This is a genomic window from Amycolatopsis sp. ATCC 39116 (assembly GCF_000231075.2).
Taxonomy (GTDB): domain Bacteria; phylum Actinomycetota; class Actinomycetes; order Mycobacteriales; family Pseudonocardiaceae; genus Amycolatopsis_E; species Amycolatopsis_E tucumanensis.
Genome location: NZ_AFWY03000002.1, coordinates 171300 through 187183 on the forward strand (window position 1 = coordinate 171300; position 15884 = coordinate 187183).

A 15884-nucleotide genomic window follows, 5' to 3' on the forward strand; every position below is an offset into this window, starting at 1 on the left:
TCGTCGCCCGGGAGAGCGGTTCTCCGACGCCCTTCGCGCGGATTTTCAGCCGCGCGGGTCCGGCAACCGCCGCGCGGCGACCGCGGCGACGGCCATCACGGTCGCCTGCAGGGCGGTGACCAGCAGCAACGCGTCCTGCGCGCCCCACGTCCCGGCCAGCGCGACGTACAGCGTGCCCATGGTCGCGACGCCCAGCGCGAGCGCGCTCTGCTGGGTCGTGGTGAGCATCCCGCTGCCTGCGCCCGCGCTGTCCGCCGGGACCCGCGACAGGACGACCCGGAAGAGCGTCGGCCCGGCCAGTCCCTGCCCGGCGCCGGTCACCAGCATGCCGGGGACGAGGGCGAGGACGGTGACGTCCGGCCAGGCCAGCAGCACGGTGCCGATCAGGGTGAGCAGCCCGAGCACCTGCACGGCCGTGCCGAGCACGATGACGCGACGCCCGAGCCGGGCCACGAACTGGCTGCTGAGCAGCGAGAACACCAGGAACGCGACGGCCATCGGGGTGAGCGCGAGACCCGACGCGAGCGGGCCGAGGTGCAGGCCGTCCTGCAGCACGAGCGCGTAGACGAACAGGAACCCGCCGAACCCGGCGAAGAACGGCACGCCGACCGCCAGCCCGCGGCGCATGCTCGGCATCCGCGCCAGCGACGGCGGCAGCAGCGGCGTCGCGCCCCGCGCTTCGAGCCGGCGTTCCACGGTGACGAACGCGGCCGCGCCGAACGGGACCGCGACGAGCAGCGCCCAGCACCACGCCGGCCAGCCGAGCGCCTGGCCCTCCAGCAGCGGCACGAGCAGCGCGAGCAGGGTCAGGCCGAGCAGGGCGGTGCCCCGCAGGTCCACGCCCAGCGGGTGGTTCGCCCTGGTGTCCGGCAGCAGACGGCGGGCCAGCACCAGGCCGAGCAGCCCGATCGGCACGTTGACCAGGAAGATCGGCCGCCAGCCGCCGCCCGCGAGGTCGACCGACACCAGGACCCCGCCGAGCAGCTGGCCGACGACCATCGAGATGCCGCCGGTGGCGCCGTAGTAGCCGATGGTGCGGGAGCGCCGCTCGCCGGAGGTGGTGGCCTGGATGATCGAGAGCACCTGCGGCACCACCAGCGCGGCCGCCGCGCCCTGGGCGACACGGGCCGCGACCAGCACGCCCGCGTTCGGGGCGAGCCCGCAGACCAGCGAGGTCAGGGTGAACGCGGCCAGGCCGAGGGAGAACACGCGGCGGTGGCCGAACGCGTCGCCCAGCCGCCCGCCGACGACCAGCAGGAGCGCGAACGCGAGGCCGTAACCGGCGACGATCCACTCCAGCGTGGCGGCGGTCGTGTGCAGGTCGGCATTGATGGTGGGCAGTGCGACGTTGACGATGTACAGGTCGATGGGCGCCAGCGCCGCCCCCAGGAGCACGGTGGCGAGCCCACCGCGGGTGAGTGCCTGCCGGGTCTCGGCCGGCGCCAGGGTTGTCGTCATGGTTCCACCGTGGGCTCTCGCGGAGCCTGGTACCAGATAGCGTTGATCCAGGTATCGGGACTACCTGGTAACAGGATCGGTGGCGTGCCAGGCTGGCAGCATGACCACCGCCGTGCGCATGTCCGCCGACGAGATCCGCCGCGCCGAGCTGGCCGCGTTCCTGCGCAGCCGCCGGGAACGGATCTCGCCCGAGCAGGTCGGCCTGCCCGCGGGCGGCCGCCGCCGCACGCCCGGGCTGCGGCGCGAGGAGGTCGCGCAGCTCGCCGGGGTGGGGGTCACCTGGTACACGTGGCTGGAGCAGGGCCGCGACATCCACGCGTCCGAGCAGGTGCTCACCGCGGTCGCGCGGACCCTGCAGCTCGACCAGCACGAGCGCAGCCACCTGTTCACCCTCGCCGGCGCGCCCGAGCCGCCGATGGAGAAGGACTGCAAGGTCGTCACGCCGCAGATCCGGGCGATCCTCGACCAGCTGGAGCCCTTCCCCGCGGCGGTGCAGAACGCGCGCACCGACATCCTCGCCTACAACCGCACCTACGACTGGCTGATGGACGTCGGGAGCGTGCCGGTCGAGGAGCGCAACTCGATGCTGCTGGCCTTCACGAACCCGCGGTGGCGGGCGAGGCTGCGGGACTGGGAGGACGGCCTGCCGCGCTCGGTGGCGCAGTTCCGCGCGTCGATGGCCGAGCACGTCGCAGAGCCGGGCTGGAAGGCGCTGGTCAAACGCCTGCGACGGGAGTCCCCGGAGTTCGAGGCGATCTGGAACCAGCACGACGTCCAGCCGATGCGCAACCTCACGAAGTGCTTCGTGCACCCCGAGGCGGGCCTGCTGAGCTTCGACTACACGCACCTGTGGTTCGGCCGCCGCTCCGAGGTCCGCCTGACGACCTACACCCCCGCCGACAGCGAGACGGCCGCGAAACTCGTCGCCCGCTGATCTTGCGGAACCGGCCCAGGGGCTGGTTGCGTCGTACCCCGGGCAGATTGGGGGACGGATGACCGAGGGCAACCCGCTGGTCGCGGCGCCGGTGTCGACGACGACCGGGGTGACGGGGATCGGGATCCTGGAGTCGGCGCGGGACCTGTCCAACGGGATCAAGGACGGGTCGTGGGTCGAGGGCGGGTTGGGGGCGCTGGGCACGGGTCTCGAGGTCCTGTCGATGGTGATCGATCCGCTGGGCACGTTGGCGCAGTACGGGGTGGCGTGGCTGATCGAGCATGTGCGGCCGTTGAAGGAGGCGCTGGATTGGCTGGCGAGGGATCCGCCGGTGATCCAGTCGTTTTCCGACACGTGGGCGAACGTGGCCAGGGAGGTCGGTGCCGTCGCGGGTGACCTCAAGAACGAGGTCGACGGCGGCACGGCGGGGTGGACCGGTCAGGGGGCGGACACCTATCGGGAGAACGGGGCGGCGCAGGCGGAGGCGCTGGCGGGGGCGGCGTCGCTGGCGGAGGGGATTTCCTCCGGTGTGATGATCATGGGCACGGTGGTGGGGTTCGTGCGCGAGATGGTGCGCGACATCGTGGCCGAGCTGGTGGGGAAGCTGATCACGTGGGCGCTGGAGGCGGCGTGCACGTTGGGTTTCGCGACGCCGTTGATCGCCGCGCAGGCCACGGCGGCGATCTCGTCGGCGGTGACGCGGATCGCGGATTTCATCCGGAAGCTGGTCAAGACGATCGGGAACGTGTCGCCGCGGATCAGCCGGGTGATCGGCAAGCTGGACGAGATCATTCAGCAGTTGAGCAAGCTGGGCCGCAAGCTGGGCGGTGAGGGCACCACCCCGTCGGCCGCGCACGGCGGCGGCGGGAAGGTCGACACGCCGGACCTCGACGGCCCCACGAGCCCGGACACACCGAACAGCCCGGACGGCGTCGACGGCACCCCGGGCACGCCAGGCGCCAGCCGCCCCGGCGACGGTTCCGGGAGCGCGCTCCGGCGGGACGCCGAAGATCCCGACCTCCGTTCCCAGGAACCGGTCGGGCGGTGCGGCCGCCGCGAGCCGATCGACATGGCGACCGGCGAGATGTACCTGGTGCAGAAGGACGTCCAGCTCCCCGGCCTGCTCCCGCTGGTGCTGCAGCGCGTCCACGTGTCGTCCTACCGCTCCGGCCGCCTCTTCGGCCCGTCCTGGGCGTCCACATTGGACCAACGATTGGAGCTGGACGAGCGCGGTGTGTGCTACGCCGGTCCCGACGGGGTGATCCTCGTGTATCCGCACCCGCCCGCGGAGGGCGAGGTCTTCGCGGAGGCGGGCGCCCGATGGCCGTTGGCGCGGGCGGCCGATGGCGGGTACACGATCCGCCAGCCGCAGAGCGGCCGCGTGCTGCGGTTCGCGCCCGCTCGGGGTGGTACCGCGGAACTCACCGCGATCGAGGAACGCACCGACCGGATCGACTTCGACCGTGACCCCTCCGGGATGCCCGTCGCGGTCCGGCACTCCGGTGGGTATCGGGTCGACGTCCGGACCTCCGATGGGCGCGTCACGGAACTCAGCCTGCACGATCCGCCGTCCGGCGGGATTTCCCTGGTGCGGTACGGCTACGACGGTGGCAACCTCGTAGAGGTCGTCAACTCGTCCGGCCGTCCGCTGCGCTTCGCCTACGACCAGGCCGGCCGGATCATCCGCTGGGACGACCGCAACGGCGAGTGGTACGCCTACACCTACGACCACCGCGGTCGCTGCGTCCGCACGGAGGGCTCGGGCGACGCGCTCGCCGGCACGCTCGAGTACGACCTCGAGAACCGGGTGACGACCGAGACCAACTCGCTGGGCCACGTCCGGCGGTACCACTTCAACGAGTTCAACCAGCTGGTGCGGGAGATCGACCCGCTGGGCCACGAGACGCGGTTCGACTGGGACCGTTACCACCGGCTGCTCGCGCACACCGACCAGCTGGGCCGCACCACCCGCTACCGGTACGACGACCGGGGCAGCCTCACCGAGGTGACGCGCCCGGACGGTACGCGGGCGCTGATCGAGTACAACGCACAGGGCCTGCCCGCGACCGCGGTCGACCCCGACGGGTCGGTGTGGCGGTACGAGTACGACGATGCGGGCAACCGCACGCTCGTCGTGGATCCGACGGGCGCGGTGACCCGGTACGGCTACAACGAGTCGGGGCACCTTGCGACGATCACCGACCACTTCGGCAACGTGGTCCGCCGTGAGACCGACTCCGCAGGCCTGCTCACCGCCCTGACGGACCCCGACGGCGGCGTGACGCGTTACCGGCGGGACCAGTTCGGCCGGGTGATCCTCGTCCAGGACCCGGTCGGCGGCGAGACGCACCTCCGCTGGACGGTCGAGGGCAAGCTGTTGTCCCGCACGTTGCCGGACGGCACAACCGAGCACTGGAGGTACGACGGCGAGGGCAACGAGGTCGAGCGGGTCGACGCGAACGGCAACGTGACACGCGTCGAGATGACGCACTTCGACTTCTTCGCCTCGCAGACGGGCCCGGACGGTGCCCGGTTCGACTTCGTCTACGACAGTGAGATGAAGCTCCGCGCGGTTCGCGACCCGCTCGGCGACGAATGGCGGTACGAGTACGACGCGGCCGGCCGCCTGATCGCCGAGACGGACTTCACCGGTCGCGCCATCTCCTACGAGCGCGACGCGGCGGGGCAGCTGGTGTCCCGGACCAACGGTGCGGGCGAGACCACGGTCTTCGTGCGCGACGCCCTCGGCAACGTCGTCGAGCGCAGGTCCCGTGACGGTGTCGCGACGTTCGAATACGACCCGGCGGGGCGGCTTGTCCGCGCTCGCAACGCGGATGCCGACGTTCGTTTCGAACGGGACGCGGCGGGCCGGGTGCTCGCCGAGACGATCAACGGCCGTTCCACCGTTTTCGCCTACGACGCTCTGGGCCGCCGGACGTACCGTCGCACACCCTCGGGCACGGAGAGTTTCTGGGACTACGGCTCGAGCCACCGGCCCGCTTCACTGCGTACCGGCGGGCGGACGTTCACCTTCGGGTTCGATGCCGCGGGCCGGGAGATCGAGCGGTTGCTCGACAGTGGAACGGCGCTGGCGCAGACGTGGACGCCCACGCACCGGCTGGGTTCGCAGACCGTGGCCGGCGTCGCCGACCGGGCGAACGGAACCATGCGGCACCTCTACGAACGCCGCTACCACTACCGGCCCGATGGTGTCGTGAACGCGATCGAGGACGACATCGCCGGAGTCCGGCGCTATGAGCTCGACGCGAACGGCCGGGTGGAACAGGTCGGCAGTCCGGACGGCTACGAGCGGTACTCCTACGATCCGGCGGGCAACATCCGGACCGCGGAGTGGCCGGACACCGACACGGACGGCCAGGGACGGCGCGACTACCAGGGCGCGCTCGTGGTCTCGGCGGGTCGCGTGCGGTACGGCTACGACCGTCAGGGCCGGATCACGTTGCGGCAGAAGAAGCGGCTGTCGGCGAAACCCGACACCTGGCACTACACCTGGAACTCCGAGGACCGGCTGACCTCGGTGGTCACGCCGGACGGCACGCGGTGGCGCTACCTCTACGACGCGCTCGGGCGCCGCATCGCGAAGCTGCGCCTCGCCGCGGACGGGGTCACGGTCGCGGAACGCACGGACTTCTTCTGGGACGGGTCCGTGCTCGTCGAGCAGATCAGCAGTGATGCCACCGCGATCTCCTGGGAGCACGAGCCGAGCGGACGGCGTCCCCTGGCTCAGGTCGAGCGCGTGTTCCGCGGGGACGGTTCGCAGCAGTGGTTCGACCGCGCCTTCTACGCGATCGTCACCGACCTGGCCGGAACGCCGACCGAACTCGTCGACGGGTCCGGCGCCGTCGTATGGCAGGGGCGCCGGACGCTGTGGGGCAAGGCACTGGCGCGCCTGGAGAACCGGGCCGGGACACCGCTGAGGTTCGCCGGTCAGTACTTCGACCCCGAAACCGGTCTGCACTACAACTTCCAGCGTTACTACGACCCGGAGTCGGGGCGCTTCGCGAGCAACGATCCACTCGGGCTCGAGGGCGGGTTCAACCCGCAGGCCTACGTCCCCAACCCGGTCAGCTGGATCGACCCGCTGGGGCTCACGGCCGCGGACGGATGCGGCCCGGACACGCCCGACGGCGAAGACGAGTACGTGCCGCTCTACAAGGCGCCGCAGCGCGGCCTCGGGCAGCAGCAGTACGAGCACGGCTACCGCGCGGACGATTACGGGGGGACGGGACCGTGGGAGGCGGGAGCGTTCTTCGCGCGTGATCGCGAGCTCGCGGACACCTATGCGGGCCACTACGGTGAGGGGGTCATCGAGATCCAGGTCCCGGCTTCGGAGTACGCGGATCGGTTCGCCCGGTTCGAACAGCCGTACCAGGGAGGGCCGCTGACCGAAGTCGAGATTCCCGCGTCTCGTGTGGAAGAACTCAACCAGTACCCGAGAAAGTGGCATCGATGATGAACGACGCGGAATGGGCGGCCGCGAAGGAACGCTTCCCGATCGGCTCGGTGGTGGAGGCCGTGGTCGCGGAGCACCTGCCGTTCGGCATGATCGTGACCCTGCCCGGGGAGGTGCCCGCGTTGATCGACGCCATCAGCTACCGGCCCGGCGGCGAAGACGTGTTCGACCATTCGAAGTGGCCTGCGGTCGGCGAACCGGTGCACGGCACGATCGCCGACCACCGGGACCGCAACCGGCAGATCCAGGTCCGCGTGGGGCCGCCCGTGTGGGAGAAGACCGGGAGTGACCGTTCCTGACGAGCTGCGGCGCCTGCCACCCGAGGAGCAGCGCGCCCGCTTGCGCGCGACCGAGGGCGGCGGCAACTGGCTCGGTCTCATCCAGACCGCGACCCTCTACGCCACCACCCCCGGCGAAAGCCGTGAGTCGTGGGCTCGTCTCGCGGTGGCGGCGCTCGAGGTCGCCCGGGAGACGGGCGCCCTCGCGGATCGGGAAGTCCGGCCGCGGGAAGCCAACCTTGCCCGCAACCTCGACGACCCGGTCGCCGCCGGGCTGCGGCCCGACGACGTGGCGGCCGCGTGCCTGGCCCTGGCCGGGATGACCCCGGCCGAGGCGGCGGCGGTGGAGTGGTCCCTGCGCGCCGAGGACGTCGGCAAGATGCGCACGCTGCGCCGGGTCCGCAACGTCGTCGTGCCCGCGGTCGAGCTGAGCGACCGGGTGGCGAGCGAGGAGCTGCGCCGGGAGCTGGAGGAGTGGCGCGCGGTGCTGCCGCGCCTGCCCTGACCTCGCGCGTACCGCCCGAGTCGTAATCCAAGAGCCGCTCTTCGACGGACGCGCGGGGCGGCCGTCTGCCGTAGCTTCGGGGGCGTGCGTGACCCCCGCCGGTGGCCGGCTCTCGTGGACGTGGTGCTCACCCTCGTCCCGCTGGGGTTCGTCCTCGTGACGACCACCGTGGCGGGCCGGGCGCAGCAGCATCCGCTCGACCTGTCCGGCTACCTGTGGCTCACCGCGGCCGCGTTGCCGTTGTTCGCCGTGCGGCGGGTGCCGTTGCCGGTCTTCGTCGTCACCGCCGCGCTGACCTGGGCCTACTACAGCACGGACCACCCGGGCGGGCCCGCGGTCGTGGTGCCGACCATCGCGCTGTTCGTGCTCACCCGCGCCCGCGGGCCGCTCGTCGCGGGCATCGCCGGGTCGGCCGTCATCCTGGCCGGGCTGGTCGTCTACTTCGCCCGCGGCGGTGAACTCGTGCTCGACGCCCGCGCCGGGTTGTTCGTCGTCTGGCTGGTCGCCGTCCTCGGCATCGGCACCGCCGTCCGCAACCGCGTCGCGGCCAGGCTCGCCGCCGAGCAGGAGGCCGCCGAACGGCAGTCCCGGCTCGCCGAGCAGGAGCGGCTCCGCATCGCCCGCGAGGTGCACGACGTCGTCGCCCACAGCCTCGCCATGATCAACGTCCAGGCCGGTGTCGCGGTGCACGTCGCGGACCGGCGGCCGGACCAGGCCGTCGCCGCGTTGCAGGCGATCAAGGAGGCCAGCGCGACCGCGCTCGCCGACCTGCGCGCCACCGTCGCCGTGCTGCGCTCCGGCCAGGGCCTCGGGCCCGCGCCCAGCCTGAAACAGCTCGGCGAACTGCTCGACCACACCCGCGCGACCGGCCTGACCGTCCGCGTCCACGGCTCGCCCGGCGAGCTGCCCGCCCCGGTCGACGGCGCGGCCTACCGCATCCTGCAGGAGTCGCTCACCAACGTCGTCCGGCACGCCAACCAGCCCCGCACCGTCGACATCCGCTTCGCCCGCCGCGACGGACAGTTCCGGCTCGTGGTGCGGGACGACGGCCGCGGTGCGGAAACCCCCACCGTCGGCAATGGCCTGCGGGGCATGCAGGAACGCGCCGCCGCGCTCGGCGGCAAAGCCGAGGCCCGCGTGGTCGACGGCGGTTTCGAGGTCCGCGCGGAACTACCCCTGGAGGAGACATGATCCGGGTCGTGCTCGCCGACGACCAGGCGCTGGTGCGCGCCGGGTTCCGCGTGCTGCTGGAGACCGAGGACGGGTTCGAGGTCTGCGGCGAGGCCGCGGACGGCGCGCAAGCGCTTGCCCTGGCGCGGGAACACCGGCCGGACGTGGTCGTCATGGACATCCGCATGCCCGGCGTCGACGGCCTCACCGCCACCCGCGAGATCACCGGCGACCCGGACCTGGCCGAGGTGAAGGTCCTGGTCCTGACCACCTTCGACGTCGACGAGTACGTGTTCCAGGCCCTGCGTTCCGGCGCCAGCGGGTTCCTGCTGAAGGACACCGACCCGGTCGAGCTGCTCCGCGCGCTGCGCGTGGTCGCCTCCGGCGAGGCCCTGCTCGCGCCGACCGTCACCCGGCGGCTGATCAGCGAGTTCGTCGGCCGCCCGGAGAACCGGCGCATCGACACGGCCGCGGTGCAGCGGATCACCGACCGCGAACGCGAGGTGCTGGCGCTGGTCGCGGGCGGTCTGTCCAACGACGAGATCGCCGCCCAGCTGGTGATCTCCACGGCCACCGCGCGCACGCACGTCAGCCGCATCATGACGAAACTCGGCGCGCGGGACCGCGCCCAGCTCGTCGTGCTCGCCTACGAGTCCGGCTTGGTCACGCCGCGCGGCTCACGGTGACGCAGCACGGCCACCAGCCGCACCAGGAACACCACGGCGATCAGGCCGACGAGGCCGATCTGGATCCACATCCGCGCCTCCTTCCCGTGCCCGATGCTCTGCTCGGTAGGCGCGCGGGAGTGGGAGGAGGTTGCGTGACACGCCGAAGTCACCCGTTGGGGGTGACCGGCTCACCTGCGAGGATGCGCGTCAGCGACCAGACGCGGTGCGGATCGAGGTCCACCGGGCGGGGCGCCGGATCGGGCCGCAACCGGCTCAGCAGGACCTGCTGGACCAGCGCGGTCGGCACACCGCGGGTGGCCAGCCGCCGCCAGAAGACGTGGTCCTCCAGGCCGTCGGCCAGCGGGTCCTCGGTCCAGCCGCCGAACGACTCGGCCAGTTCGCGGCGCACCAGGTACCCACTACCCAGGTAGGGCAGCTCCGCCAGCCGCCGCTCCTCCGGGGGCAGCGCGGCGACCAGTCCTTCGACCGGGTCGGCGACCGGGCAGTGCACGACGTCGACGTCGGCGGAGGCGGCGACCAGCCGTTCCAGCAGCCGGCGCGAGGCCCGCAGCCCGCCGTCGAGCACCAGCAGCCACGGCGCGGACGAGCGCTCCAGCAGCCGGTTGCGCGTGTACCCGCGGCCCAGCGGCAGCTCGTGCCGCAGCAGGTCGGCTGGCCGGGGGCGGGGCCGCGGCGCGACACCGTCCTCGCCGACGAGGATCCGGCGCGGCAGCACGGTGCCGGCGAGCAGGTCGCGGACCAGCGGGTCCGGATCCGGTTCGCCGGGGCGGCGGACCAGCAGCACGTCCACCTCGGCCCGGTCGGCGTCCGGGAACACCGTGGGCACCGCCGAGGGCAGCCACTCCACGCCGGACGTGCGGCGCGCGTCCACGGTCTGCTGGCCCATGCGCGTGGCGAGCGGCGGGTTCTCGGCCGGCGCCCCCAGCGACCGGGTGCCGGCGAACCGCACGTCCCAGGAGGGGGTGTCGATAGCCAGCGGCCGCGGCTCCTCGACGGCTGTGGTCTCGGCGAGCGGGGCGCTCGCGGGCACCCCGGGCGAGGCGGTCAGCACCCGTTCAGCCAGTTCGACGAGCGTTTTCGCCGAGGCCAGCGGGTCCAGCGCGGTGCGCACGAACTCGTACCCCGCCAGCCGCAGGTCGCGTTCCCGCTGCGGGTCCGCGGCCAGCGCCGCGGCCGCCGCGCCGAGCGACTCCGGCCGCGTCACGACCAGGTGCGTGCCGGACACCAGCGGCGCGAGGTCAGTGGACGGCTCGGTCAGCACCACGCAGCCGTTGCACAGCGCCTCCAGCACCCGCACCCACTCCAGCGCCCGCGACCGCTCGCGGTGCAGGTTGAGCAGGAACCGCGAGTTCGCCAGGTGCGCGAACTTCGCCTCGCCGGGCAGGAAGTCGACCCGCCGCGGGCCCATCGGCTCGTGCGGCGGGGTGAGCAGCCGGACCCGCAGGTCGGCGAGGTCGCCGGCGTAGGACGCGAGCAGCTTGGACCGGCGCCGTTCCGCGGTGCCGAGGTAGGTCACGTCGATCTCGCGGGCGCTGTCCGGGTCGCCGCCCCACGCGTCCCACAGCGGCGAGTACCCCAGCTGGAAGTGCTCGACCGGGATGCCGCGGCGGCGCAGTTCGGCGGTCGAGTCGTGGTTGATGTCCACCGCGCCTGCCAGCCCCGGCAGCAAGGCCGCGCTGCGCTCGAAGGTCGCCGTGCCCGGGTGCTCGACGCAGAAGGCGATGGTGCGGCGCCGCTGCTCCTCGGTCGGCTGGTCGGCCTCCGGGGTCACCACGAAGTACTCGTGCGGCACCACGACGTAGACCGTGTCGGCGTCCGCGTCCGGGTAGCGGCCGGTCGCGGTGGTCGCGTGGAACCCGGCTCGCCGCACCGAATCGGCGACCACCTCCAGCAGCTCCGCCATGAACCCGGAGCCGCCGGTCGCGGACACGAAGCAGAGCTGCGCGGTCATGAAGTCCGCCGCCGCACGGCCCGCAGCGGCGCGGTGACCCGCCAGCTCACCGTCGCCCGCGTCGCGTCCAGTTCCCGCGCCAGCTCGGCGGCCCGCTGCTCGGCGGCGAGCGTTCCGCTCTCGGTGAGCGGCGCCTCGGCAGGCGCCGCGCCGGACAGCTGCAGCTCCGCGTCCAGCAGCCGCAGCCGCAGCCGGTCGCGTTCGCCGCGGGTCTCGGCCAGCTCGGCGCGCAGCGAATCGCGTTCGGCGCGGGCGACCAGCACGTCCCGCGCCAGCGCGTCGGCCTGCTCGGCGCGTTCGGCGACGCCGGCGAGCTTCTCCACCTGCTTCACCAGCTGGTCGCGGTGCTTGGTCAGCTCGCGGATCTGCAGTTCCGACTCGCGCAGTTCGGTGCGCAACCGCTCGCGCTCCTCGGTGAACGCGACCCGCTCGGCCCGCAACCGGGTCAGCTCGGCGCGCACCGCACCTGGCAGCTCGTCGGTCATCCCCGCTCCTTCACCAGCTCGGTGAGCACGTCGGCGTACTCGGCGGCGTAGCCCGCCGGGTCCAGCCAGCCGTGCAGCTTTTCGTAGGCGTTCGCGGCGATCGCGCGCCGCCGGTCCGCCGGGGTGTCCAGGGCACGCAGCAGCGCGACGGTGAGCGCGTCCGCGTCGTTGGGCTCGAACAGCCAGCCGCTGTGCCCGTCGGCGATCATCTCCCGCGCGCCGAACACGTCGCTGGCCACGACCGGCAGGCCGCAGCACACGGCCTCCAGGATCGAGCGCGGCAGCGACTCCACGTCGGAGCTGTTCACGAACAGGTCCGCCGCCTCGAACCACGGCGCCGGGGCGCGCTGGATCGGCACCAGGTCGACCCAGTCCCGCAGTCCGGTCCGCTCGGTGAACTCGGCCAGCGCGAGCCCGTACGGCGACGGGTGGTGGCCGACGATGCTCAGCCGGATCCCCGGGTGCGCCCGCCGGACCCGGTCCATCGCGCTGATCAGCAGGCCCTGTCCCTTGCGCGGCTCCAGCACGCCGACGTTGAGCAGCAGCGTGGTGTCCTCGGGGATGCCGAGTTTCCGCCGCGCCGCTCGACGGTCGCGTTCGGACACCTGGCCGCCGTAGGCGACCATCGGCGTGCCGTAGCGGATCGTGCGGCAGCGCGCCGGGGACGAGAACGGCAGGAACATCTCGCGCGTGGCGTCGGCGACGAACAGCAGCCGGTCGGCCTCGCCCAGCGTGCTCACCCAGCGCTCGCGCACCGGCGGCAGCAGGCCGGCCGGACCCCAGTTCTGGTACGAGAAGTCGTTGAGGTCGAAGCTCTCGTGCAGCACCCACGCGGTCGGCAGCCCGGCCCGGATCGCCGCGTCCGCGCCGGGGAACGCGCCGAGCGTGTTGACCAGCGCGACCGAGGCGTCGGTGCCACGCGCGAACTGGGCGAGCTCGGCGATGTGCCCTTCGTAGGAGGCGACGTCGTGCACCCGGTACGGCGAGGTGAGGTGCACGTCGATGCCGTGCCCTTCGCAGTCCGCGCGCAGTTCGCCGTCGAGCTGGGTGACGACCGTGATGCGCCAGCCGTGCCGGGTCGCGAGCCGGTCCAGCAGCTCCTGCAACCACAACTGCCCGCCGCCGACCGCGAGGCTGTGCGTGAACACCAGCACGTGCCGCGGATCCGTGCCGCCACGCGGCCGCGCCAGCGCCTTCCGCGTGCGGTCGGCGAGCCGGGCGGCCAGCGCGACGTCGGCGTCCTCGGCGGCGGGGTTGGACAGCACCACCTCGCGCGCCTCGGAGGTCCACTCGCCGGACAGCTCGCCGCGGACGCGGACCCGCACCGACAACGCGCGGTCCTCCCCGGCGGGCAGGTCGACCGGCACCCGCGCCTCGAACCCGCTGACCCCGGCGTCCGGGAAGTCCGGCAGGTGGTCGGCCACGTCCGGCCGCGGCAGGCGGGTGCGGGCGCGGACCGGTTCACCGCCGTCCACCAGGACCTCGACCAGCGACGGCGCACGCGAATCGAGCAGCACCCAGCCACGCACGAACACGACATCGCCCTGCGGGTTGTCGCCGTGCTTCGGGGTGTCGATCTCGTACAGCCGCAGCGGTTCCTCGTCGCCGAAGCGACCGACCTCGACCACGGCGCCGGTCAGCGCGTCGCCGTTCGCGGCGCGGACGACGACCTCGTGCCTGCCGGTCGGCACCGGGTCTTTCGTGCGGATCAGCAGACCGGTCGTGCCCGGCGGTTCGGTGCCCGTGTCGTGGCGCCGCACCTCCGCCTCGGACCCTCCGATGTGGACGGTCACGGTCTCGCCCGCGGTGACCCACCCGCGCAGCTCGAACAGGTGCCCCACCGGCCGTCCCGGCCGCACCAACCCGGCCGTTGCGTTCATCGTCCCGCCTTCAACGTCTCTTCGGCGTCCTTGACCAGGATCAGCACGTCCTGGTGGCCGTCCCAGCCCGCCTCGACGTACCCGGCAAGGCGCAGCCGCGGGGTGAGGACGTGCCCGGTCACCCACTCCGGCGTGCTCAGCGAGATGCCGTACCCGGGCTGGCCGGGGTAGTCGGCGTAGCCGAACCCGTGGTCACGGTAGTCCGCCAGCACCCGGGCGTGGTCCGCGGCCGTCAGGCCGTATTCGCCGCCGTTGGCCATCCGCCACGCGACACGGCGGCCGTGCGTGGTGACCACCGCGACCCCGCCCGGCGCGAGCGCGCGCTCGAAGTAGCCCAGCAGCGCGTCCCACGCCGCGATGTCCAGGTGGGTCAGCACCGAACCGGACCAGATCAGGTCGATGTCGCTGACCTGCGGGATCTCCTCGATGCGCACCGACGCGGGCAGCCCGATCGCGCCGAAGAACCGCACGCAGTGCTCCACGCCGTCCAGTTCGATGTCGGAGGCGACGAGTTCGGCGTCCGGGAAGGCGGCCCGGAACGTGCGCAGCACCCGGCCGTAGCCGCAGCCGAAGTCGAGCACCCGCCGCGGCGCGGGACGGCCGGCGGCCTGCAGTCCGTGCAGGCACGCCCGCAGCGCCTGCCCGGCCACCGCGAAGTAGTGCTCGGTGTTGCCGCGGAACATCGAGTCGCCGGAGGCGATGATCCGGTCGACGCGGGCCATGGTTCGGGCGACCTGCGCGTCCAGTTCGGTCGGGGCCGGGGTGTGCCGCGTGGTCTCCTCGGCGAGACGGCGGCGCCAGGCCAGTCGCATCGCGTCCCGCTCGTGGTCCAGACCGGGACCGGAGGTGACGCCGCAGCGCCGGATGGCCTGGAACTCCGCCTCCCGCTCGGCGGCCGCGTCGACGAACGCCGTCGGGCGGTCGAGCAGGACACCGAGCCAGGCGGCCAGGTCCCGCACCGTCGTGCCGGGCGCGGCGCCCGCCCAGCCCGCGCGGGCGAGTTCGTCCGCGAGCAGCAGCAGGCCCCGGTCGATCACCTCGCCGGCAGTCGTTCCGGCGCGCTCCCACTCCAGGTCGATCGCCCGCGGCGGGTCGCTGACCAGCACGTTCGACGGGATCAGGTCCCACGACGGGTTCGCCCGCACCAGGTCCGCCCACGCGGTCAGCAGCTCCGCGGCCCGCCACGGCTGTTCGGCCAGCACCTCGGGCAGCGTCGGGGCGTCGACCACGACGTCCGTCCACTCGCGCACCGCGACCGGCCCCGGTTCCTGCGGCAGCAGGGGAGTGCGGCGGATCTCGTCGCCGACCACGTCCGCGCGGGTGCACCAGCGGGCCGCGCGGTCGGTGTTGAAGTAGGTGGCGAGCAGGCCGTCCGGCCACAGCCGGGCGGCGGGTTCGCCTGCCGAGGCGAGGAACAGCAGGCCGTCCACGGTGTCCAGGCCGAGACCGCCCTCGACCATCTCGGCCCATCGCTCGTCGCGGCCGGACAGCTCCACCGCCAGCCGCGGGTGCCGGTCGAGCAGTTCGGCGGTGATCACGGCACGGGTGATCCGGTGACCGGGGAGGCAGCCGAGGACCTTGTGGACGGTCAGCCCGGCCTCGGCCAGCCGCCGCTCCCAGTGGCGGCGGGACTGCCCGCCCGGCCTGCCCACGCCGAGCCGGTTCGGCACCGCCAGGCACAGCACCCCGCCGGGCTTCAACAGGTCCGCGTGCTCGACGTCGGACGCGACGACCAGGTCGTACCGCTCGCCGGGGACCTCGTCCAGCACGCGCACGCCGGGCAGATCGGCGGTGCGGGCCCGGACGGCCTCCGCGTGGTCGGGCTCGACGGCGTCGACCCGCGCCACCCGCTCGCCGAGGTACCGCGTCACCGCGCCGTGGCCCGCGCCCACTTCGAGCACGTGCGCGTCCGGCGGCAACCGGAGCGCCCGCAGCGCGTTGGCCCGGCCGTGGTCGAGCTGGTCCCGCTCGCCGGGCGCCAGCGCCGCGAAGTGCAGCTCGTCGGACAGCGCGGTGTGGTCGGCGGCGTTGCGGATGATCTCGGCGACCAGGTCGCTCAC

Annotated in this window: 11 protein-coding genes; 6 read left to right on the forward strand and 5 right to left on the reverse strand. The window is 73.2% G+C overall.

The window, feature by feature from the left end; all coding sequences use genetic code 11:
• Positions 1-45 precede the first annotated feature (45 nt).
• Complete coding sequence (locus AMY39116_RS0303505) at positions 46-1458, reverse strand: MFS transporter (protein ID WP_020416327.1); 1413 nt, start codon at positions 1456-1458, stop codon at positions 46-48.
• Positions 1459-1558: 100 nt separating this feature from the next.
• Here AMY39116_RS0303505 and AMY39116_RS0303510 point away from each other — a divergent pair, with 100 nt between their 5' ends.
• From AMY39116_RS0303510 to AMY39116_RS0303535, 6 genes are all read left to right on the forward strand, one after another.
• Complete coding sequence (locus tag AMY39116_RS0303510; protein WP_020416328.1) at positions 1559-2392, forward strand: helix-turn-helix transcriptional regulator; 834 nt, start codon at positions 1559-1561, stop codon at positions 2390-2392.
• A gap of 58 nt (positions 2393-2450) precedes the next feature.
• A complete protein-coding gene (locus tag AMY39116_RS42145; protein ID WP_051123473.1) occupies positions 2451-6866 on the forward strand; it encodes an RHS repeat-associated core domain-containing protein in 4416 nt (1471 codons plus the stop codon).
• Positions 6863-7165 (forward strand): S1 RNA-binding domain protein, encoded by a 303-nt coding sequence (locus AMY39116_RS0303520; RefSeq protein WP_020416329.1) that lies wholly within the window; start codon positions 6863-6865, stop codon positions 7163-7165. Before AMY39116_RS42145 ends, AMY39116_RS0303520 begins: the two co-directional genes overlap by 4 nt.
• Entirely contained in the window at positions 7152-7649 is a 498-nt protein-coding gene (locus AMY39116_RS0303525) for a hypothetical protein (protein WP_020416330.1), read from the forward strand. Before AMY39116_RS0303520 ends, AMY39116_RS0303525 begins: the two co-directional genes overlap by 14 nt.
• Positions 7650-7763: 114 nt before the next feature.
• A complete protein-coding gene (locus AMY39116_RS0303530; protein WP_020416331.1) occupies positions 7764-8840 on the forward strand; it encodes a sensor histidine kinase in 1077 nt (358 codons plus the stop codon).
• Positions 8837-9505 (forward strand): response regulator transcription factor, encoded by a 669-nt coding sequence (locus AMY39116_RS0303535; RefSeq protein WP_020416332.1) that lies wholly within the window; start codon positions 8837-8839, stop codon positions 9503-9505. The genes AMY39116_RS0303530 and AMY39116_RS0303535 overlap by 4 nt, the downstream gene beginning before the upstream one ends.
• 148 nt (positions 9506-9653) lie before the next feature.
• On the opposite strand, the gene AMY39116_RS0303545 is transcribed toward AMY39116_RS0303535, so the two are convergent.
• The 4 genes from AMY39116_RS0303545 to AMY39116_RS0303560 are packed head-to-tail and all read right to left on the reverse strand — an operon-like array spanning position 9654 to position 15884.
• Positions 9654-11459 carry a glycosyltransferase gene (locus AMY39116_RS0303545; protein WP_020416334.1) on the reverse strand — a complete coding sequence of 602 codons (1806 nt, stop codon included), beginning with the start codon at positions 11457-11459 and terminating at the stop codon, positions 9654-9656.
• Positions 11456-11944 (reverse strand): hypothetical protein, encoded by a 489-nt coding sequence (locus tag AMY39116_RS0303550; protein ID WP_020416335.1) that lies wholly within the window; start codon positions 11942-11944, stop codon positions 11456-11458. Before AMY39116_RS0303550 ends, AMY39116_RS0303545 begins: the two co-directional genes overlap by 4 nt.
• Positions 11941-13824 (reverse strand): glycosyltransferase family 4 protein, encoded by a 1884-nt coding sequence (locus AMY39116_RS0303555; protein ID WP_027935598.1) that lies wholly within the window; start codon positions 13822-13824, stop codon positions 11941-11943. Before AMY39116_RS0303555 ends, AMY39116_RS0303550 begins: the two co-directional genes overlap by 4 nt.
• Positions 13821-15884, reverse strand: coding sequence for a class I SAM-dependent methyltransferase (locus tag AMY39116_RS0303560; protein ID WP_020416336.1), 2064 nt, complete (start codon positions 15882-15884; stop codon positions 13821-13823). Before AMY39116_RS0303560 ends, AMY39116_RS0303555 begins: the two co-directional genes overlap by 4 nt.